17 protein-coding genes are annotated in these 22,413 nt (G+C 46.0%); 6 read left to right on the top strand and 11 right to left on the bottom strand.

Annotation, left to right across the window (positions count from 1 at the left end; all coding sequences use genetic code 11):
* A partial coding sequence (locus HUJ19_RS01035) for a mechanosensitive ion channel domain-containing protein (RefSeq protein WP_290621723.1) occupies positions 1-926 on the top strand: 926 nt, incomplete at its 5' end.
* Between the two features lie 283 nt (positions 927-1,209).
* On the opposite strand, the gene HUJ19_RS01030 is transcribed toward HUJ19_RS01035, so the two are convergent.
* From HUJ19_RS01030 to HUJ19_RS01020, 3 genes are read right to left on the bottom strand one after another with little or no spacing between them, the layout of a single operon-like run.
* On the bottom strand, positions 1,210-1,914 hold the full coding sequence (locus tag HUJ19_RS01030) for a Bax inhibitor-1 family protein (protein ID WP_290621722.1): 705 nt from the start codon (positions 1,912-1,914) through the stop codon (positions 1,210-1,212).
* Between the two features lie 52 nt (positions 1,915-1,966).
* Complete coding sequence (ssb, locus tag HUJ19_RS01025) at positions 1,967-2,431, bottom strand: single-stranded DNA-binding protein (protein ID WP_290621721.1); 465 nt, start codon at positions 2,429-2,431, stop codon at positions 1,967-1,969.
* Between the two features lie 54 nt (positions 2,432-2,485).
* Positions 2,486-3,850, bottom strand: coding sequence for an MFS transporter (locus HUJ19_RS01020; RefSeq protein WP_290621720.1), 1,365 nt, complete (start codon positions 3,848-3,850; stop codon positions 2,486-2,488).
* Between the two features lie 265 nt (positions 3,851-4,115).
* Between HUJ19_RS01020 and uvrA the strand changes: the two genes are divergently transcribed.
* Positions 4,116-6,941 (top strand): excinuclease ABC subunit UvrA, encoded by a 2,826-nt coding sequence (uvrA, locus tag HUJ19_RS01015; RefSeq protein ID WP_290621719.1) that lies wholly within the window; start codon positions 4,116-4,118, stop codon positions 6,939-6,941.
* A gap of 50 nt (positions 6,942-6,991) precedes the next feature.
* Here the strand turns inward: uvrA and HUJ19_RS01010 are convergent, their stop codons facing one another.
* From HUJ19_RS01010 to HUJ19_RS01000, 3 genes are all read right to left on the bottom strand, one after another.
* Positions 6,992-9,622, bottom strand: coding sequence for an ExeM/NucH family extracellular endonuclease (locus tag HUJ19_RS01010; protein ID WP_290621718.1), 2,631 nt, complete (start codon positions 9,620-9,622; stop codon positions 6,992-6,994).
* 175 nt (positions 9,623-9,797) lie between these two features.
* A complete protein-coding gene (locus HUJ19_RS01005; RefSeq protein ID WP_290621717.1) occupies positions 9,798-10,613 on the bottom strand; it encodes a TerC family protein in 816 nt (271 codons plus the stop codon).
* Between the two features lie 21 nt (positions 10,614-10,634).
* Positions 10,635-12,323 carry a peptidylprolyl isomerase gene (locus tag HUJ19_RS01000; RefSeq protein ID WP_290621716.1) on the bottom strand — a complete coding sequence of 563 codons (1,689 nt, stop codon included), beginning with the start codon at positions 12,321-12,323 and terminating at the stop codon, positions 10,635-10,637.
* Between the two features lie 27 nt (positions 12,324-12,350).
* Between HUJ19_RS01000 and ettA the strand changes: the two genes are divergently transcribed.
* Both ettA and HUJ19_RS00990 read left to right on the top strand, forming a co-directional pair.
* Positions 12,351-14,018, top strand: a complete 1,668-nt coding sequence (ettA, locus tag HUJ19_RS00995) for an energy-dependent translational throttle protein EttA (protein WP_290621715.1) — start codon at positions 12,351-12,353, stop codon at positions 14,016-14,018.
* Positions 14,019-14,232: 214 nt separating this feature from the next.
* On the top strand, positions 14,233-14,628 hold the full coding sequence (locus HUJ19_RS00990; protein ID WP_290621714.1) for a PilZ domain-containing protein: 396 nt from the start codon (positions 14,233-14,235) through the stop codon (positions 14,626-14,628).
* An 11-nt stretch (positions 14,629-14,639) separates the two neighbouring features.
* On the opposite strand, the gene HUJ19_RS00985 is transcribed toward HUJ19_RS00990, so the two are convergent.
* Positions 14,640-15,263, bottom strand: a complete 624-nt coding sequence (locus HUJ19_RS00985) for a tRNA (guanosine(46)-N(7))-methyltransferase TrmB (RefSeq protein WP_290621713.1) — start codon at positions 15,261-15,263, stop codon at positions 14,640-14,642.
* A gap of 88 nt (positions 15,264-15,351) precedes the next feature.
* On the opposite strand from HUJ19_RS00985, the gene HUJ19_RS00980 reads away from it, so the two are divergent.
* On the top strand, positions 15,352-15,933 hold the full coding sequence (locus tag HUJ19_RS00980; RefSeq protein ID WP_290621712.1) for a DUF3365 domain-containing protein: 582 nt from the start codon (positions 15,352-15,354) through the stop codon (positions 15,931-15,933).
* A 73-nt stretch (positions 15,934-16,006) separates the two neighbouring features.
* Here HUJ19_RS00980 and HUJ19_RS00975 read toward each other — a convergent pair whose 3' ends face one another.
* Genes HUJ19_RS00975 through radA form a run of 4 tightly spaced genes read right to left on the bottom strand, consistent with a single transcriptional unit; the run spans position 16,007 to position 20,267 of the window.
* Positions 16,007-16,567: a hypothetical protein gene (locus HUJ19_RS00975; RefSeq protein WP_290621711.1), complete on the bottom strand. Its 561-nt coding sequence runs from the start codon at positions 16,565-16,567 to the stop codon at positions 16,007-16,009.
* Positions 16,568-16,575: 8 nt separating this feature from the next.
* Positions 16,576-17,640 (bottom strand): ABC transporter substrate-binding protein, encoded by a 1,065-nt coding sequence (locus HUJ19_RS00970; protein WP_290621710.1) that lies wholly within the window; start codon positions 17,638-17,640, stop codon positions 16,576-16,578.
* An 11-nt stretch (positions 17,641-17,651) separates the two neighbouring features.
* Entirely contained in the window at positions 17,652-18,884 is a 1,233-nt protein-coding gene (locus tag HUJ19_RS00965) for a hypothetical protein (protein WP_290621709.1), read from the bottom strand.
* 15 nt (positions 18,885-18,899) lie between these two features.
* Positions 18,900-20,267, bottom strand: a complete 1,368-nt coding sequence (gene radA, locus HUJ19_RS00960) for a DNA repair protein RadA (RefSeq protein ID WP_290621708.1) — start codon at positions 20,265-20,267, stop codon at positions 18,900-18,902.
* A gap of 755 nt (positions 20,268-21,022) precedes the next feature.
* Here radA and HUJ19_RS00955 point away from each other — a divergent pair.
* Positions 21,023-22,402 carry a 3-deoxy-7-phosphoheptulonate synthase gene (locus HUJ19_RS00955; RefSeq protein ID WP_290621707.1) on the top strand — a complete coding sequence of 460 codons (1,380 nt, stop codon included), beginning with the start codon at positions 21,023-21,025 and terminating at the stop codon, positions 22,400-22,402.
* The last annotated feature ends 11 nt before the right edge of the window (positions 22,403-22,413 follow it).

Genomic DNA, 22,413 nt, shown 5'->3' with positions numbered 1-22,413 from the left:
TTATGTTGCTTCTGATCGTTATCTTTGTGCTGGTGTTGCCCATCAAAGACAGCTTAAAGAATCAGATTATTGGCCTGATTGGTATCGTACTGTCAGCTTCAATTGCCTTGAGCTCTGCTACATTCCTCGGCAACATCATGGCCGGGATCTGGCTTCGCTCAGTCAGAAACTTCAGACTCGGTGATTTTATTGAAGTACAGGGAATGTTTGGAAGAGTATCCGGCCGTGGACTATTGCATACTGAACTACAGGATCGCGAGCGCGATCTCATCACTTTGCCCAACCTTTTTCTAGCAACCAATCCTGTGACTGTCATGCACAGCGACGGCACCATTATCTCTACCGAAGTTTCGCTAGGTTACGACATTGACCATAAAATCATTGAGCCGCTGTTGCTTGAAGCGGCAGAGAAGGCAGAGCTGGACAAGCCCTTTGTATATATAGAGAAGCTGCTCGATCACGCCATTGTTTATAAAGTTCACGGTCTGGCAACTGACATCAACACCCTGCTATCCAGTCGCTCAAAACTCAACGCCTGTGTTCTTGATAGCCTACATCAGGCCGGTGTTGAAATTGTTTCTCCTTCATTTAGAAACCAACGCATGGTGGATGAAGTCACCTATATTCCTAAAGCAAGTAAAGCCAAAACAACCAAGAACAAGAAATCCAGCAATGGTGAACCCGAGTCAGTTATTTTTGATAAAGCAAATAAAGCCGAGTTGGTCGATCAAACTCGCCAGCAGATTGAAAAGATGGAAGACTCCGTTGAGGAGATGAATAAAGAGATCAAAGAGTCATCCGACAGCGACCAGAAAGACAAACTCAAGGCCAAGCAACAAAAGGCCAAAGAAAAGATTGAGCAGCTTAAAGAGCAATTGATCATTGAAGAAACCGAGTTGAATAAAGAAGGTAAAGGCGAGGATTAGTTATTTTGTAGCGTGAACCTTGGGCCTCAAAATTCGTAGGCTGGTGATGAGTGAAACGAATCCCAGCATTGGCATCTTTTAAGAATTGTTGCACCCAAGGGGAAGGCTTCGCTCGGATTCGCTACGCTGATCCTGCCCTAGGGGCGCATCGCAAACCTACGCATGTCTTCACCTATAGGAGAAGTCTTCTGTACGGACAAGTCATGACTTGTCCCTACCAATATCATTATTTGTTACCCACAAAAAAAGCGGCCGAAGCCGCTTTTTTAATCTTTCGTTAAGACTATTCTTCAGATGCCAAGAACAACCTTAAAACATAAATAAACATCATAGCGATACTTGAGAATAAAGAAATCGCTGCACCTACATAACGGTCTTCTGGGTAATGATGCAGGATATTCGAAGTATCATATAAAATAGCAGCACCAGAAATACCAATCATGGCTACGCTAAACCAGGTTCCTAAATGGAAACCAAAAATAAGGCCGCCCATAATAGCTAACAAGCCTAATCCAAAGCCCCACATTACAATTCCACGCAGGAAGGAAAAGTCTTTACGGGTATAAAATACGATAGCAGTTAAAATACCAGCGCCCACTAAGGTGACTACTGCGGCACTTTGAATAACACCAGGTGCTTTGGTAGCTGCAAGCAATAATAGTGGCGAGAAGAATACTGCATAGGCCCCTGTGAAGATAACCAGGTTCAAATATTGAACACCTTTCGATGTAGCTCTATCAGCAAAATGCGCTGCAAACCAGCCTGTACCGACAAATGCCAGCATCATCCCAATCATGCCAAACGAACCTAACTGAGCAAAAAAGTTATAAATTGCTACGGAAGCGCCTGACTCGTATAAACCAACGCTGATCAATACAAACGCAAAAATCGCGCCTAATAAATGGTTGTAGGTTTTGGTGATAAACTTCGCGCGATCGCCTAATCCACCACGAACAACGACTTGTTCTTCTGTTTGTTGATAGCTCATCAATGTCTCCTTTGTTTAAGCTTTAGATTGTTTAACGAAAACCGCTTTCTGACTAAAACGGAATGTCGTCATCAAAATCATCGTCCATGGCCGGAGCTGGCTGTGGGTTTTGATTCTGTTTTTGGTTATTTTGATTATTGTTACCACCGAAAGAAGCTTCGCCACCGCTGCGACCACCAAGCATTTGCATCTGGCCATTAATATCAACAACCACTTCAGTGGTGTAGCGGTCCTGACCTGACTGATCAGTCCATTTGCGGGTCTGAAGTTTACCTTCGAAGTAAACTTGCGAGCCTTTTTTTAGGTATTCGCCAGCGATTTCAGCCAATTTGCCGAAGATGACAATGCGGTGCCATTCGGTTTTTTCTTGTTGCTGGCCGGTGTTCTTGTCTTTCCAGGTCTCAGAAGTAGCTAACGTGATGTTGGCAATCGCTCTACCGTCTGGTGTGTAACGAATTTCCGGATCCTTCCCTAAATTTCCTACTAAGATAACTTTGTTAATGCCGCGACTGGCCATTGATTACTCCTGTCTTTGTCTTTTAATCTACTAAAATCTTTAATTATCAATATATTAGGCTTGAATTCGGCCTAATTTTTCTAATTCTTTACGCTCGATGGTCGAGTCGTCCACTCGCAAATATACCTTGCCTTTATGGTCGTCCGCAATGGCCTCGATGACTCCGGCCAATTTTAATGCGGATTCCTGCACCGCTTTGGCCGTATCAGCTTCATCCAGCTCCAGTACCCAGCGCTTTACTTCAGGCAACTTGCCCAACCAGCCCAGCGCCACCCCCGCAATCACCATCAAACCGATATTGAGCCAGATAACGCCAGTATAGCCGAGTGTAGGGAGCAAATATCCCGTCACGCTGCCGCCAAGGAAAGCACCTAGAAACTGACTGGTCGAGAAGATACCCAACGCGGTACCACGATATTGGGCACCAAACAGATTAGATACGGTGGAAGGTAGCTTGGCTTCCAATAGGTTAAAGCCAGCGAAAAATAGGGTCAGAACCACTAACCAGAACCACAGGCTTTGCCAGCTGGTCAGCAGTGTTAATAGTGATAGCGCTAATAGTAAGAAAGCCGACTGCATCACCTGACGGTGCCAGCCCTTTTTCTCAGCCTTAATCATCATGGGTAACATAATGGCGATCGATAGCGCCAACACCACCAGATAGATCCAGGAATGCTGAGACAGCTCGAACCCACTGGCAATCAGCTTATCCGGCACGATCAGGAATACCGCGACCAGCGCCCAGTGAATCACAAATACCGACAGCGCCAATACAAAAATACGCCCCTTGGCGGTGACATAGCGCCAGCGCTCAGCGAAGCTCAGATCAATTTTCGGCATGTCGATGGCAGGCACACTGGGTACCACAAAGATGGCAACCAATAGCGCAACAAATGCCAGAACTGCAATGACATAGAATAAACCTTGCAGGTTGAGCCAATTTGATAGCAAGGGCCCAAGCACTAATGACAAGGCAAAAGCCAGTCCAATACTGCCGCCAATCATGGCCATGACTTTGGAGCGTTGATGCGGACGACTTAAATCAGCGGCCAAAGCCATCACGGCACTGGCAATCGCGCCGGCACCCTGTAACGCACGTCCAAAAATCAATCCCCAGACACTCTCAGAATTAGCCGCAACCAGACTGCCAACAATAAACACCAGCAAACCGGCATAGATCACAGGCTTACGACCAATCTTATCGGAAAGGAGTCCTAATGGAAGTTGCAGGATGGCTTGCGACAGACCATAAATGCCAATCGCCAGGCCCAGTAAAGGTAAAGTTGCGCCTTCCAGACCTTCACCAAGGATTCGAATAACCGGCAACAGCATGAAAAGGCCAAACATGCGTAAGGCAAAGATGCTGGCCAGTGAAATAGCGGATTTTTTTTCTAGCGTGGTCAGTGAAGATGATTTCATACACAATCCAATGAGTTAGGGCTTTTCGTTTATTTTTTGACCAACAAGTAATTGGCCATTAGCCCTAACAAACCTTTTCTGTTCAAGGCAATTCACGTTATAGTTAACGGTTTGCGATTTTCTCATTTTAGGCCGCAAAACCCAAATTTATTTTAAAGTAGTGCCCGATAGCTTTTTGCTAATCACACTTTGGCATTAAATTCACGAGCCAAGTGCATAATGCGGTACTACTTCAGTCAGCTCACAAACGACATATAGGAAACTGATGGACAACATTGATATCCGCGGTGCCAAGACCCACAACCTGAAAAACATTGACCTGGTTCTCCCACGCGACAAACTGATCGTGATTACCGGCCTGTCCGGTTCGGGTAAGTCCTCACTGGCATTCGACACTTTGTACGCCGAAGGCCAGCGACGTTATGTGGAATCATTATCCGCCTACGCACGTCAGTTTCTGTCGCTCATGGAAAAGCCCGATGTAGAACACATCGAAGGTTTGTCGCCAGCAATTTCCATTGAGCAAAAATCCACTTCGCATAACCCTCGTTCCACTGTGGGTACCATTACCGAGATTTACGACTACCTGCGCCTGCTGTTTGCCCGTGTCGGCACACCACATTGCCCCACTCACCATTTGCCGCTCGAAGCCCAGACTATCAGCCAGATGGTGGATCATGTGTTGGCTCAGCCGGAAGGCAGCAAACTGATGTTATTAGCGCCGGTCATAAATAACCGCAAAGGCGAGCATATTCAATTATTGCAGGAACTACAGGCCAAAGGCTTCGTACGCGCACGCATCAATGGCGAGGTCTATGACCTGTCCGATGCTCCGACCATGGAGCTGCATAAAAAACACACCATTGAAGTCATCGTTGATCGCTTCAAGGTGAAGTCTGATTTACAGCAGCGTCTGGCCGAGTCCTTTGAGACAGCGCTAGAGCTATCCGACGGCATCGCACGCGTCGCGCCTATGGATGCCGACAGTGATATTGAAGAAATGGTCTTCTCCGCCAAATACGCCTGCCCAACCTGTGGTCATTCAATCCCAGAACTGGAGCCGCGCATCTTCTCGTTCAACAATCCGGCTGGCGCCTGCCCGACCTGTGATGGCCTTGGCATCGATCAATTTTTCGATCCGGAAAAAATCATTACCAACGAAGACATTTCATTGGCTGGTGGCGCCATTCGTGGCTGGGATCGCCGTAATGTGTATTATTTCCACATGCTTCAATCATTGGCCAAGCACTACAAATTTGATGTTGAAGCGCCCTGGAGCAGCTTACCGAAAAAAATTCAGGATGTGGTGCTATACGGCAGTGGCAAAACCCAGATCGATTTTGAATACAGCAATGACCGCGGTGATAAATACCAACGCAAGCATCGTTTCGAAGGCATTATTCCAAATATGCAGCGTCGCTATCATGAAACCGAATCCGGTGCAGTGCGCGAAGAGTTGCAAAAATACATGACCACACAGTCCTGTAGCTCTTGTGGTGGTACACGCCTCAACGAAGATTCGCGTAATGTGTTCATTGATGGCACTTCATTGCCACAGGTCACTCACTGGTCAATTGAACAGGCACATGACTATTTCAGTACTCTAGACTTGCCGGGTAAGCGCGGTGAGATTGCCTCGAAAGTCCTCAAAGAAATTGGCGAGCGGCTGAGCTTCCTGGTCAATGTTGGGCTTGATTATCTAACCCTTGAGCGAAGCGCGGACACACTTTCTGGCGGAGAAGCTCAGCGTATTCGTCTAGCCAGCCAAATTGGGGCGGGGCTGGTCGGCGTTATGTATATTCTGGATGAACCATCCATTGGCCTACACCAACGCGATAATGATCGTCTATTACAGACCCTGACTCATCTACGCGATCTGGGTAACACTGTGATCGTGGTTGAGCATGATGAAGATGCGATTCGCGCCGCTGACTTTATTGTCGATATTGGCCCGGGCGCAGGTGTGCATGGTGGTGAGATCGTTGCCAAAGGTACTTTAGCCGATATCAAAAAAACCAAGGGCTCCTTAACCGCTCAATACCTGACCGGCAAACTTAAAATTGAAGTGCCAGAAAAACGCACAGCTGTTGATACCAAGAAAACCATTAAGGTACTTGGCGCCACAGGTAACAACCTCAACAATGTCGATTTGGAAATTCCGGTGGGACTGTTAACCTGCATCACAGGTGTTTCCGGCTCAGGGAAATCCACCCTGATAAATGACACTCTGTATCCGATTGTGGCACGAGACATTAATCGCTCGAGCCTGCAACCAAAGCCTTATAAAGAGATACAAGGTCTCGATAACATTGATAAAGTGGTCGATATTGACCAAAGTCCAATCGGGAGAACACCACGCTCAAACCCGGCAACCTACACCGGAATTTTCACACCAATTCGTGAGCTTTTTGCAGGCACTCAGGAATCGCGCACTCGTGGTTATAAGCCTGGGCGTTTCAGTTTCAATGTAAAAGGCGGACGCTGCGAAGCCTGTCAGGGCGATGGTGTCATCAAAGTAGAAATGCACTTCCTGCCCGATGTCTATGTGGCCTGTGATGTGTGTAAAGGCAAACGCTATAACCGCGAAACGCTGGAGATTTTATACAAAGGCAAAAACATCAACGAAGTGCTTAACCTTACCGTTGAAGATGCCCGTGAATTTTTTGACGCCATTCCAGCAGTTGCCCGCAAATTACAAACATTAATTGACGTAGGCCTTTCCTACATCACGCTTGGGCAAGCGGCAACGACACTTTCAGGCGGTGAAGCACAGCGTGTGAAGCTATCACGCGAACTATCCAAGCGCGACACAGGGCAGACACTTTACATCCTTGATGAACCCACCACTGGCCTACACTTCCACGACGTTAACCAACTGCTCAAAGTACTCCATCGCCTGCGCGATCATGGAAACACAGTAGTGGTTATTGAACACAACCTCGACGTCATCAAAACCGCCGACTGGATTGTCGATCTTGGCCCCGAAGGTGGCAGCAAAGGTGGGCAGATTATCGCGACCGGAACACCAGAAGATGTCGCCAAAATCAAGCAGTCTTATACCGGAAAATATCTGAAACCGATGCTTAAATAAACAGTGCAAAAAAGCCCGCTAATCAGCGGGCTTTATAGTATTCAAAGCTACTATTGAATACTAATCGTTAGAGTTGCATTTGAGTAGTCTTTAAATCCATACAAACTGACATACCAGTCGCCTGTCTGCGGATTTGTGATGGTACAGACTTCCTCGTTATTGTTGTTGTAAGAACGGCAGTCGAAGTTGCTTCTATCCGGCAAAGCACCAAACATAACATACAGATCAGCATCACCAGAGCCACCCGTTAGTGTGACTTGTAATGAGTCAGTGTTATCAGGAATTGCAACAGGAAAGTCTGTCCAGCTTCTGCGAGCACCTGAAAGGTTTTCATAAACAACTGTCTGGCCCGGTTGATTTTGTTGCGAATCTGCATCAATTTCTACCACGATGGGATCATGATCCGATGCCCGGTAGGCAGCCGAAGAATAAAAACTATTAACTTGCTCAGGCGTTTTAAACTCTTCGTTGTAATCTAGTGCACGCGGTTCATCTGCATTAATATGCCAATCGGTCACATCAATTATTTTATTCGCCAAAGAGGAACTGACCATCACATGATCGAGACTACCGGCCAAACCAGTGTAGACATATGAATAAGCTTTACTCCCTTTCAGTTGACGCGCGATATTGATGTAACCAGCCTGCTCCAGTTCATAAACTGGATCTTCCATTGCGTAGGCATTTAAGTCACCCATTATTACAATGTCTTCATCTGCTACACCCGTTGGGTTAGTTGCTAACCATTGCTCCATATATTCCGCAGCAGCTGTTCGACGAGCATTCCAACAACCCTGCCAATCACCCTGGTCTTCATCAAGACTACCATCAGTCGGACAACTGCCTTTTGACTTAAAATGATTTACAGAAATGGTCAGTTCTTCCCCACTAGCAAGATGACGGAAAGTCTGAACCAGTGGCTGTCTATTTTTTGCATCAAAGGGATAGGCACTGGTTGTCACGGCCTGACCTGTTTCTTCAACGGTTTCGTTTCTATAAATCAGTCCAACTGTGATTTCATCAGTACCAATCTGATTCAAACCTGGGTTTACAAAACTGTATGTCACTCCAGCCCCTGAATTGGTATTCAAGCCGTTTACAAGATCCTGAATTGCACTGTCTGCACCGAAACCATCATTTTCCATTTCCATGATTCCAATAATGTCAGCATTCATGGCTAAAATGGCATTGATAATCTTGTCGCGTTGACGGTTAAATTCATCAAGGCTGTCAGCGCCGCGCGATGTAGGAAAGCCACTACCTTGCCCATCGCCATTGAAATAATTAAGCACATTAAAACTGGCTAAACGCAAATCACCCAGATCGGATAATTGTGGTTCCAGTGTTCGCTGGTTGGTGTGGGTGAACAGTGGAGCTTGTGTTGGTTGTATGCGATAGGCTGCAAAAGCTTCATCCAGAATTCCTACCAAACTGTTAACCTTATCGCCGGAACGAACCGTGTTGTCAGCTGACAAGCCACCAGTTGGATATACTACCTGTGCAGGATTTTGCCCTGTCTGCCCATCATCCATAATAATCCGATTGAGTGCATTTTCCTCACCTAGTTGCTGCGCCTGTGAGCCAGGACGATAAAGCTGCGTTGGTTGAAACAGACGCTCCGTTCCTGATAAAACCAATTCACCGTATCTCGCCAGATTATAATTTTCAGTAACGATTAGTTCATGACTAAAGCTTACGAGCATCCCTTCATAGGATTCCCAATCACTATTGTTGACAACCGGCAAGCTTACAATTTGAGGCTGGACACTGATACCTGAATCGCAAACCAATAGCTCAGTAATATTTGTCAGCTGAGTTTTACCGCCAAACTCCTGTACCGTTCCAGCCACACGGACTTTATCACCCACTGCTAGCGGTACTTCAAAGCCACCTTCATAAACGAATAGCCCTTCCGAAGTACTGCTATCTGTATCATAGTCTGTGCTTTCTTCCTGTATAAAGAAACCGTTTAATTGCTCAGAGCTCTGAAAATCTCCCACGACAATGGCTTCTACCACTACCTGACTATTCTGTAGGCTGCTTTGGTTTCCATTACCCTGAATGGTATGAATAAAAGTAGCACTGTCGTTACAGGCACCCAGCTCAATACCACCTGGCTGTGAACCTCCATCCGAAAACAGACCGACATCAGAAAAATCATCAACCGAAGAGCCAATCCAGCCAGATGCAGGATCAAAACTATCCCAGGCATTTGCATCAGCCGTTGAGCCGTTACGACGTAAAGACATATCTTGCGTTTTAAGAGAACTGGTTCCCCAGTAGCTACCTGGGTCAACTCCGATCTGTCCCAGCGAATCCACGACAGTTCCTGACATCTCTACAGTGATCGCATCATCTCCATTAAACCAGCTACCGCCATTTAATAATTGCGCCAAGTTAGCCAGAGCAGGATCTGAACTGCTATGCGCTACCACATAAGTTTCTCCAGCCATAAGCGAACCAGATAGCGCTATCGTCTTACCTGGTGCAGTATTACCATTGAAGTAGAACTTTAACTCATAAGTACTCAAGTCAATATTTTGAGAGCCTGAGTTATACAGCTCAATCGCTTTGTTATAACTGCTGCCTTCAACATATTCTGAAATTATCAGTTCCGCATGACTGGCTGCCGACAAACTGGCGCCGATTAATATCGCTAATATGGTGTTGTGTCGTTTCATTGTTTACCCCTTTTGTTAGGTGTTATTGAAAAGAAACAACATTACAAAGCAGTTATGACAACCAATTGACTAATTCATGACTGTATCACGACAGAATGATGACTATTAACAGGAATCAGAACTTGCGCACAAAAAAGCCCGCACAAAGCGGGCCTATACATGAATGAATATTGTTTTACAGTATTTCTTCCTGCGCTTCCTGCTCTAATTTGGCGCGAGCGGCAGCTTCTTTTTTCCGCATTAAATTCTTTTGATATTTGGACTGCACAATATCACTGAGAACCATGACCGCAATAACGAAATAGAAGGTTGCTTTGTTCATCGGTTCAATTGGGTAACCGAACAACAATAAGTGTGATTTATGGCCGCCATCTGCCAGCAACATGATGCCGACCACCAGTAGAATAAATAATCCCAACACTTCAAACATACGGTTCTTTTGCAAGAAGCTTGAAACCGTATCTGCCAACCAGATCATCAGAACGCCACTGAATATAATCGCAATAGCCATGACCCAGAAGTTATCGGTTAATGCCATGGCACTTAAAATTGAATCGAATGAAAAGACCAGATTCATTAACACGATGAGAGCGATTACTTTTGCTGCTGACTGAGGTTTGCGCTCATGGGCTTCGCCTATTTCCAACGCCATCATGTGCCAAATTTCTTTGACCGCGGTATACATGATAAAAACACCACCGAATAAGATAATAATACTTTCAAAAGTGAAAGTGGCTTCGATAACACCGGTCCAGGGAATCGTAAACATTTCACCCTGTACATATTTGATGAGTTCAATAAGGACAAACAGTAAAACGATTCTGAGAGCAACCGCCAGTCCAATACCTAATCGACGCACCTGTTTCTGCTTTTCCAGCGGTGCGCGTTTTGATTCCAACGAGATGTAGAGCAAATTGTCGAAGCCAAGAACTGCCTGTAATACAATCAGCATTCCCAGTGTTAATAGATTTTCGATTGTAAATAACTCCATAAGTAAACCCTTTTAATTTAATTACTGGATAATTTGTGCGGCGATGATTTGATCATTCTGCTCAAGTGACATCATAATGTCCATCCCTTCGATGACTTCACCAAAAACAGTATAGTTGCTATCAAGGTGTAGATTCGGTGCCAGGTTAAAGAAAAACTGTGCACCGCCGGTATCTTTGCCTGCGGTTGCCATGCCAATGGTTCCTTTGCTGTGCGAGCGCTGATTAAGCTCTTCACGAATACTGTAACCGACGCTTCCAGAACCATCGCCCAACTTGCTGCCACCCTGCGCGACAAAATTTGGAATCACGCGATGGAAATAAGTATTCTCATAAAAACCGCTTTCTACTAAGCGCAGAAAATTTGCCGATGTATAAGGAGTGTCTTCAAACAGTCTGATAACGATATCACCTTTGGTGGTTTCAAGTTTTACCTTAACTGGTAAGCCTGGCATCTCCGTAGGTGTCACCATCGGTTCGGTCTTCGGCTCCTGATACGTTTTTAAAGCGCGCTGTGCGCCGATACGAATAATTGCTTTATCGCTCTCGGTTAATTGCTTTAGCACTGGTGACATATCCAGTTCAACAAAGTATTGAATCACTGCGCGCTGATGATTCGGATCATCGCTTTCTAACCAGGCTTTTACTAACTTCTGTACTTCGGGTTGCGCTTTGTCATTGGTCGCCAAGAAAGCTTCCGACTGCACCCATGTATTCTCACTGTCTCGGAGAGCTTTCAGAGTTTGCGGTGTCATCCAGCGTCTGCCAGATTGTAAGGCCGACACTTGCATGGCAGGGTTGTCAAATATGGCTACACGATTCAGTCTCTGTATATCCTCAGTGCTAGTCAGTGTACGAATTCCTAATGCTTGAATAGCTGCTAGTTGAAGGGTGGCATTCTTGCTTCGGAATTTATCCCACAAGAACGGCGTAATGTCTTTATGCCCTAGTTTTGATAAAGCACGAATAATAAAAGCCTGTGTCGCGCTATCCAATGACTCACTCTTATCGCGCACTATGCTGATCACATCCGGAACATGGGGATCTCTTAGCAATGGCACTCTGGCTAATAAGAAACTGGCCTTTAACGCCGTATCTTGGTTGCGCAATCGGTCTATGACACGTGCTACTTCAATTTCAGTGTCACCAGTTAACAAGTGACGATGAAACACTGACATGATAGCCAGGCCTTGCATGGCGGCATTGGCAACTTGAGCATCTTCAGTCTGCTCAATCAAGCGTGCCAAGGTGGACACTGAATCTTCGCCACCTAAATTACCAATCGCTAACACCATGGCGGCACGAACTTTACTGTTTTTCTCCTGTTGCAGTTGCTCGATTAAGCTAGCGGTTGCAGGCTTGTGCAGACTGATGCCCAAAGCAAAGGCTGCTGTTTCGCGTACCTTGGCATTAGAATGAGTCAGCAATGGCACAATCAGGTCGCTTGCCTGCTGTCCACCGATCCGCCCGAGACTAATCAGCGCTACTTCCACTGTTTCAAGATTGTCGCAGGCCAGTGCCTTGCTGAATGCTGGCTCATTAATTTGGCGCATATCAGCCAGTCGATACAGTACCGACGATTCGACACAGGGCGGTGCTTTAGGAGTTAAAGCGCTACAACTGGCCAGAAACACTGTGAAAAAGGCGAGTGTTAGCGGTTTTGCAGGCTTGCTACGGTGGCTTAGTCTGGTGAGGCAATGTAAAATGCGCATAACTTTGATCAACCCTGTTGTATTTTAATGGCTCAATATATTTATACGATGAATCGTGTGGGCAAAATTGTCCCACCGAATAAAACTATTCTAAAAGATATTTCCCTTTCATTCTTCCCCGGTGCCAAAATTGGTGTGTTAGGTCTTAATGGCGCGGGTAAATCGACTTTATTACGAATCATGGCTGGTGTCGACAGCGATATTGAAGGTGAAGCGCGCCCACAGCCGGGCATCAAAATTGGTTACCTGCCACAGGAGCCGCAACTTGATGACAGCAAAACCGTTCGTGAAGTGGTTGAAGAGGCCGTCACTCATGTCAAAGATGCTTTGGCCGAGCTTGATCAGGTTTACGCAGCCTATGCCGATGCGGATGTCGACTTTGATGCGTTGGCAAAGCGTCAGGGCGAACTGGAAGCTATTATTCAGGCAGCCGACGGCCATAATCTTGAGAATGCCCTGGAGCGTGCCGCAGAGGCACTACGCCTACCGCCATGGGATGCGGAAGTTAAGAACTTGTCTGGTGGTGAGCGCCGCCGTGTTGCCATCTGCCGTTTATTGCTAGAACATCCAGACATGTTATTGCTGGATGAGCCGACCAACCACCTGGATGCTGAATCGGTAGCATGGCTTGAGCGCTTCCTGGTTGATTACAAGGGCACCGTTGTGGCCATTACCCACGACCGTTACTTCCTCGATAATGCAGCTGGCTGGATTCTTGAGCTGGATCGCGGTTACGGTATTCCATGGGAAGGCAACTACTCTTCATGGCTGGAGCAAAAAGCAGCTCGTCTGGAAATTGAAGAAAAGCAGGAACAGGCTCGCCAGAAAACCATGAAGGAAGAGCTGGAGTGGGTTCGCTCCAATGCCAAAGGCCGTCAGGCAAAGTCAAAAGCCCGTATGGCGCGCTTTGAAGAACTATCCAGCAAAGAATATCAGCAGCGTAACGAAACCAAAGAATTATATATTCCACCAGGTCCACGTCTGGGTACTCAGGTGATAACCGCTAAGGGGCTGACTAAAGCCTTTGGTGACAAACTGCTTTATAACGACCTCACCTTCAACTTACCGCAAGGTGGCATCGTTGGTGTGATCGGTCCGAATGGTGCTGGTAAATCAACCATGTTCAAGTTAATTACCGGCCAGGAAAAACCTGATTCCGGCGAGCTGGTTGTAGGTGAAACCGTTGAATTATCTTACGTTGATCAGAGCCGTGACTCGCTGGATGACAGCAAAACGGTTTGGGAAGAAATCTCAGACGGTTTAGACTTAATTACCGTCGGCAACTACACCACACCATCCCGTGCCTATGTTGGTCGCTTCAACTTTAAAGGCACTGACCAACAAAAACGCATCGGCCAGTTGTCTGGCGGTGAGCGTAACCGTGTTCACCTGGCCAAGCTACTGAAAAGTGGCGGCAACGTATTGCTACTGGATGAGCCAACCAACGACCTCGATGTGGAAACACTGCGTGCACTGGAAGATGCTCTATTAGCATTCCCAGGTTGTGCAGTAGTCATCTCGCACGACCGCTGGTTCCTCGACCGTGTTGCAACTCATATTCTGGCTTTTGAAGGCGACAGTGAAACCGTATGGTTCGAAGGAAACTATCAAGAATACGAAGCCGACCGCAAACGTCGTCTTGGCGCCGAAGCGGATCAGCCGCATCGTATTAAATATCGTAAGATCTCAAAATAAGAAACCACTCTTAGAACATTTTGTAGCGGGCCAAGGCCCGCCCTACACAAAGCTGAAGTTGACTTGATTTCGGGTAGGGTGGGCCTTGGCCCACCACAAACAAAGAAAGCTATCTCTACCTACCATGTAAGCTCACCCTAAAATTCCTTTAGACAAGCCAAAAGCCATCTGCTACTTTAGAAATATCAACACATTACTGAATCAGGAACACTGAGTGTCCGGACAGGAACGACGAAACTTTTCGCGCATTGAATACAATGCCAAAGTCCTCATTGAACAGGGAGAGCACAAGTCTGTGGGCTCTGTCATTGAGCTGTCATTGAATGGTGTTCTGATCGATTCAAAATCCAAACTGGATAGAAACCAACCGGTTGATATTCAAATCATCATTGATGAATTTTCTCCAGCCATTCATCTAAAGGCGGAAATTGTTCACCATCAGGAACAACAGTATGGCTTAAGAACTTTGGAAATAGATATTGATAGCATGCTGCAGCTTAGAACCATCATCGGTATGCATAACGATGATCCTGATGAGATTCATCGTGAGTCGGATGCGCTCTGGAAAACCAAGCTTGAAGAGAAAGAGCCTGAAGAAAAAGATAACTAGTTAGTTTTTTCTTAATCAACACCCCACTCATCAAACCGTGTCTGATAGCCGTCAGGTTTAACCAGCTCCATCTGCCAGCAGGTTTCCCCTCTCGCCAGATACTTAACTTCAAAGTGTGTTCTTTGAGAACCTTTATCTACTTCAAACACTGCTGGTGATAATTGCCACAGTTCTTTCGACTGTTGCTCCGCTTCTTCGATATAGGTTTGAATATTGGTTGCCAGAGTCAGTTTGGCGCCGTCCTGCATTCTGGATAGAAGGAACTCGAAAAACGGCATATTGAACCAGCGCTGACTTGGATTCTTGGGCTCCGGATTCGGGTATAACAAAAACACCCCAGCGAGACTTTTAGGTGGTAACGCATGTACCACCCAAGGGATGGCATCTGCATGCACCGCCAATAGATTACGCAATGACAATTGTTCAGCCTTATCTGCAAAATCATTAAACTTATTTCGCGTACGCTCAATCGCAATCAGATTCTTATCGGGATTTTCCTGAGCAAACATTAACGCATGCTTGCCTCGCCCAGCACCAATCTCAAGATATTGCGGTGCTTTAATTTCAGGCTTGGTGAACCCTCGTGGAGCAAATAGTTTCTCAGGTTTGAACTGGCGTAAATTGACATCCGTCATAATATATTAAGATTCGCTGATATTAACTTTAACAAGTGCTTTCGAAGGGGTAGTATAAAGTGTTATCAGAAACGGTAAAGGAAACCCCATGAAAAAAGTATTGGTTATTCTACTCTTATTATTAGTGATTGCTGGCATTGGTTATTATGGCTGGCAACAATATCAGGAAGCTCAGACCAGGCTGTGGGAAGAAAAAGCGCAGCTGGCTGAAGAAACTCTTAAGCCCATCAAGCTGCAATTTAAAGCAACCTTAATGAACGGTTTGCAACAAGGTGTGGTAGAAGCGATTGATTACTGTAACCTTGAGGCGCCCGAAATTACCGAAAAAGTACCGGATGGTGTTGAAGTTGGGCGAACCAGCCACAAGGTACGCAATCCTGCTAATGAACCTACTGATTTATTGCAGGCACCGCTGGATTATTATCTTGAAATGGAGCGTCTTGGTAACGAAACAAGTGGACAGATTACGCAGCTACCAAGCGGTGAGTGGCTGTATGTAGAACCGATTTATACTCAAGCCATGTGCTTAGCCTGTCATGGTGAGAACCTTGCTCCTCAAGTTCAAACAGCCATCAATGATAAATATCCGAATGATAAAGCTACGGGCTTTAAAGAAGGTGAATTACGCGGTATGTTCTGGCTGAAACTACAGGAAGACTTTGGCGAATAACCGTCCGAAATATAGCGAAAGGATGAGTAAAAGGGTGATAGCTAATCACCCTTTTTTTATCTCTATTGAAAAACTAATCAATCAACCTTGGCTCATTGTATTTGCTGATCAGGCCATAGATTGAAATCACCGTCCAGCAGGCTTCCAGAGTGAAAACCGGCCAGTTCTGATCGAGCCATAGTTGTGGCATCAAACTACTGGCTGCGTAGGCAGTACACACAAAGTACAGGTTAATTGACATTTTGTTAGCACTGAATAGTAGGTAGCCCGCGCAAAATACAAAAGCTGAACTCCAACCTAATATATCCAGCTGCACCGACTGCTTAATGATAGACATCACGATTAGCACTAACCAGATACTTGCTAATATGATTTTAAAAGCCAACATCGAAAATGGCACTTTGGACAAGTCATAACGAACCAGCAATAAAATACTGACAATCGCCCAAAACACATTAATCACAACTGCCTGCCAGGATTCGAGAGCGGCCGAGGTTATGACCAGTGATACTGCGGCAATTAAATTACCACTGTAATAAATTACTTTCTTCCAGTCTTTGACAATGGAAATATAGGCATGGCCAAGCAAATAAAAAGCGATACCGACCCAGCCGAGAATATCTAAAAAAGTCATAGCAATAATTACAGTAAATTAATATGAAGGTTGCGAACTAACAGTTCTTTACCAATATGTGGGCCGTTAACGATTACCACACGGCTTAAGTCCATCATGTTTTTATACAGTCTATCGTTGTCGCTAGGCTGCATGATTTTATCGCTCCATTCAATCACCACCACTCGTGTCCCCTGTGGCAAAGTCAGATACTTAGTCTTGCCTGAATCATCTTTGAACTGGCCGAGAATGACCGGATAGCCCTCGCCTGCTACTAACTGCGCCATGTCTACCTGCTGAGCGATAGACTCACCTGCCTGCTGACTGCCTAACACATCCAACTGTTCCAGCATCGCAATGGCAGCATTAATATCAGCAATCAGTTTTTGCCCCTGCTGAGTTTTCGGCGCAATCACATACAAAGGCGATCGGTCACTGATATCAGGAATGGCCTGAATCAATTGCAGCCGCTCAGGAAAATACTCTGATAAGGTGGCATACATGACACCTTCCGTCATTGGCAGCAGATCAATCTCATTATTGAACAAAGCCAATAAAGCCTGCTGCTCAGAAGCATAGACAGTTGCGCCACTCACTATCTTATCCAGATCCTCGCCATAGCTGTAGCCAGAGACACGTCCCATTTTCAGCACGCTGAGCTCTTCTGTTGCTTGTGCCTGATTTAGATACTGACGATTGAAATAAATGCGGCTGGTGGCATAAAAAAGCGGCTCAGAAAATAGAACTTTTTCAGCGCGCTGTCTGGTGTAGAAGTATGGAAAAGAAGCTTCTAACTTGTTACTGGCAACCATTGCCTGAGCAAAGTCATAAGGCGCATATTGCCACTCGATATCCTTGCCCAGCGCAATCCCGATCATTTCAATCATGCGAGCTGCGCTACCCAATGTTTCACCTTGCGGATTGATATAAGGCGTCCATACATCGGTGGTCATGGTGATCGCTGTCTTAACTGGTATCTGCTCATTGTCAGCTTCAACCACCTCGGACGATTCCGTAGCAGCAAAAGTTAACGGCGTCCCTGTAAGCAGGGTTGCCATAAATATTGATAGTGCTAAAAATAGTTTTCTCATCATCTTGTTATTCACTAGCGTGTTTTAATTTTTCGATAAATCAATATCAAAATAACCGTCAATAAAATTCCAAAACCAAACATATAGTCGGTATCAATATTGGCGATAAAACTTAGGAAAAATGAAGTGCTTTCATCATTATAATCAAGTGCCGGACGCGACATCATTTCGCGACTGAACTCAACCAGATAAAGTGATAGCTCGAATACAGCGAAGAAACTTAAGGTCACAAGTAAAAGATCTGTTAATACAGTGCTTCGCTCGCGACGTTTATGATCGGCTTCTTCCAGACGGCTGCTACAGACTTCAACCATACGCTTGCTGTTCTGCACCAGTGTATCAAACTCCCAGCACTCCAGAATATTCGCCACCAGCTTTCGCTTGGCGCGGGTTAAATATTTCAAATGCTCATGATAATTGATCAGATGCATACGTGCCGCCACCCGACTGATAGACAGCTCACTCTCAGCCTGGAGCAAGTTCTTACTGACATAAGCCAGTTCGATCGCTTCCATCAACTGCTTGTTGCAATTTTCCTGTGCGGTATAAAAATACTGAGACAGAATCATGGAATCAATACGGTAATCAAGCGAAGTCCCTTCCTGACAATGTGCAGGGTTAACCACAACATAATTCAGCCAGGTCATTGAATACTGTAATTCACCGGCAATAATTTTTTCTGCATCCTGTGGATCACGAGTATTACTTAACCACTCAGTGATCAATTTCTGAATATTGCTTTTTTTGAGATCCTGATCACGCAGTAATATGGCGCGAGATATCCAGTGCACATCTGGTTTAGCCATCTGCTCTATGTTGTAGTCAAGAATATCACTATTCTTCAGCTGCCTAACCTGATTGACAAAGGCAATAAAACCACCCCATGCTAACCGAATAGCTTTCCGCGTATCGGCCTGCGAAAGTGCTTCTAATTGCTCGCTGGTTAATACTTCAGAATATTGCAGAGCGACTTCTGCAATGGCAATATTATTCGGGAACACATGCAGCTTGACCTTATTTTGGGTGTCTTCCCAGATAAAGAGGCGTAAATTCTTAACATCATCATTTAGCTTGGAATACTGCTGATTCTGGCTCTTGAGGGTACTAGCATTAGTGCAGCCTTCTAATTCACAGACAGCATCAATAAAGGCCTGATACTTAGAGGATGAGTTATTAACGCCTAGTTTTAAACCCACGCCTATCTGAACGGGTGAAATTGTGGTCAATGCAATAGTTGGTTCGCTCATAATACTTCTTATTGTTTAAATTAACTGAATAAACTGATCCATACGGCTGACGCCAATTACCTCTAATCCTTCCATTGGTTTCGGTGGTTTGTTTCCTTCCGGAACAATGGCACGTTTAAAGCCATGTTTGGCCGCTTCTTTCAAACGCTCCTGACCATTCGGTACAGGTCGAATTTCACCGGCAAGACCAATCTCACCGAAAATTACCGTATGTTCAGCTAGCGGACGATTACGCAAGCTGGAAATAATGGATGCCACAAGCGCCAGATCCGAACTGGTTTCCATAACCCTAACACCACCAACCACGTTCGCAAACACATCCTGATCATAAGTTGCGATTCCGGCATGACGATTAAGCACCGCCAACAACATGGCAATTCGCTGATGATCGAGACCGACCGCAATTCGTCGAGGCTGTGGAGCATGCGAGGTATCTACCAGCGCCTGAATTTCCACCAGCATCGGACGCGTTCCTTCCCAGGTTGCCATCACTGCACTGCCGGCTACAGGATCCTGATATTTGGATAAGAAAATCGCTGATGGATTTTTCACCTGCTTCAAGCCTTCATCCGTCATGGCGAACACGCCGAGCTCATTAACCGCACCAAAACGATTTTTGACTGCCCGCAACAGGCGCAAACGTCCGTCACGCTCACCCTCAAAATAGAGAACCGCATCGACCATGTGTTCCAGCACGCGCGGCCCCGCCAGAGCGCCATCTTTGGTAACATGGCCGACTACCAACAAAGTAATACCCGTCTGCTTGGCAAAGCGCACCAGCTGAGCGGCACTTTCTCGCACCTGTGCCACACCACCCGGTGCAGACTGCAACATTTCGGTGTAAATGGTTTGAATCGAATCCACCACCATCACTTTCGGCTTTTGCATCAAAGCCTGCGTGGTAATCTGCTCAACCTGAGTTTCGGTCAGTAACGAAAAGTCGCCAGTAGCTAAACCTAAACGCTGCGCGCGCATGGTCACCTGCTGCAACGACTCCTCACCAGTGACATACAATACCGAGTCGGTTTCGCTGATTTTGCACAGGCTCTGCAACAGAATAGTTGATTTACCAATCCCCGGATCACCGCCCATCAAGACTACCGAGCCAGGAACCAGACCACCACCTAGAACGCGATCAAGTTCGGACAGGCCTGAAGACATGCGTGGCAATTCAGACAAGTCCACCTTGTCCATCTTGACCACCTTGGTTGCCTGCCCGGCATAGCCCGTAAAGCGCGAGCTTTTAGTACCGCTACTAACTTTTTTAGCATCCACCTGCTCAACCATGGAATTCCAGGCTTTACAGGCGCCACACTGGCCTGCCCATTGTGGGGTTTCAGAACCGCACTCCTGGCAAACATATATCGTTTTTACTTTTCCCATAATTACCTTACTTTCAAACGGCCTGATCGTCTGTCTGACATTGTTAGAATGAGCTTAGCTTTCGGTCATTTATTGTTTATAAACTTCCTCAAACACGCCCATTCTGCCTCGTCAGACGATTGCTCAGTCCGTTTTCTTATTGATGTGCCGGTTGCACCCGCCCTCAATATGCTCACTAATGATGTTACATCAGCTCCGCTATTTCATCGGGTTCTGCCTCGATCAGCGTTATCTCAACTTTTCTACCAATGTCACCTTAGTTAATTTGTAAGTCTGACTTGCCTTGTCAGACAATTGTTCAGTCCGTTTTCTTATTGATGTGTCGGTTGTACCCGTCCTCAATATGCTCACTGATGATGTTACATCAGCTCCGCGGTTTTGTCGGGTTTTGCCTTGATTAGCGTTATCTCAACTTTTCTAACCAATGTTACCTTAATTAATTTGTAATTCCTGCCCAATCCATCTTGTCATTCCCGCGAAGGCGGGAATCCATAAGAATTGTTTTAAAAGAATGGACTCCCGCCTTCGCGGGAGTGACAGAAAATATCTTTTGTTATATAAATCAGTTATCGGTTGATAGCTTCCAGCTAATGCTCAACACGATAACTGACTTCCACATATTCGCCGATCATTGCGTTAGAAAATGTCGTATATCATTGCTTTTTTCTAGTTTATGTTCGAAATACGCTTCTATTCGCCAGCGCCTATCTTATGAGATAGAATAGCTTTATTGAAGTAGATTTCTGATATTAATCATGAGCAACAGATCCGCTGATGACTGGGCGCCCGATAGCTGGAAGCGCAAACCGGTCAGTCAGCAAATAAAATATGGCGATACAGAGGCCTTGGCGCAGGTTATTGATAAATTGCGTCAGTTACCGCCTTTGGTTTCGGCCAGCGAAGTGGATAGCTTAAAAAGCCATATTGCGGATGCACAGGCTGGAAAAGCTTTTATTCTGCAAGGTGGCGATTGCGCCGAATCCTTTTCGGACTGTAATGCGGAAGCTATTTCGCAGAAGGTTCGCCTGTTAATGAGTTTAAGTTTGCTGGTCAGCCAGCAGACACAAAAACCTGTTGTTCGAATTGGCCGCATCGCTGGTCAATATGCCAAGCCCCGTTCTGAGCTAACCGAAACTCAGGATGAGACCACTTTGCCCAGTTATCGCGGTGATCTGGTGAATCATGTGCATTTTAGTGAATCGTCCCGTATGCCTGACCCGGCACGTATGTTGCAGGGTTACAGCTATGCTTCATTAACTCTTAATTACATCCGTTCGCTGCTTGAAGGGGATATCAGCGACCTATTCCAGCTTGAGCAGGAATCACAAAACCTCCTGTCGCTCAAAACCAACGCCAAGCTGCATACCAGTCTCGATCAGTTCCGCGAAGCCATGCGTCTGTTTCATCAGGCCAATGGCCCGCAACATAACAGCCGCCACTGGCTTGAGTTCTTTACCAGCCATGAAGCCCTGCACCTGCATTACGAAGAAGCACTGACCCGCAAAGCGAATAATGGCAAATGGTATAATTTATCGACTCACTATCCGTGGGTTGGTATGCGCACCACCATTCAGGACAGCGCGCATATCGAATATCTGCGCGGCATCGCTAACCCGATAGCTATCAAAGTTGGCAAAGATCTGTCACCAGAAACCTTGGTCCAATTGTGTAAAGTGCTTAACCCTAGCAATGAGCCAGGACGCTTAACCCTGATTCAACGCTTTGGTCACCAGTCCATCGCTCAGGTGCTGCCAGCCATGATTCAGGCGGTACAAGAGGCGAATTTAAATGTGCTGTGGAGCTGTGACCCCATGCATGGCAATACTCGCGTCAGCGCCCAGGGCATTAAGACGCGCGATTTCCAGCATATCCAGAGCGAACTGAAGCAAGCCTTCGAAATCCACGAAGCGCACAATAGCCATCTTGGCGGAGTCCATCTGGAAATGACCGCAGAAGCAGTCATGGAGTGTGTTGGCGGCACTTATGGGGTGACCGAGCAGGAACTGGATAAAGCCTACACCAGCCTGGTCGATCCACGCCTTAATGTGGCGCAAGTCTTTGAATTAATTGATTCGCTTGAAGAAAAACAGCAACATTTACATAAAATTGACACAAAACACGTATCATCTTCTTGAATTGTAACCAA

The organism is Kangiella sp., assembly GCF_014762745.1.
Classification (GTDB): Bacteria; Pseudomonadota; Gammaproteobacteria; order Enterobacterales; family Kangiellaceae; genus Kangiella.
This window is presented reverse-complemented; position numbering and strand designations above follow the sequence as displayed.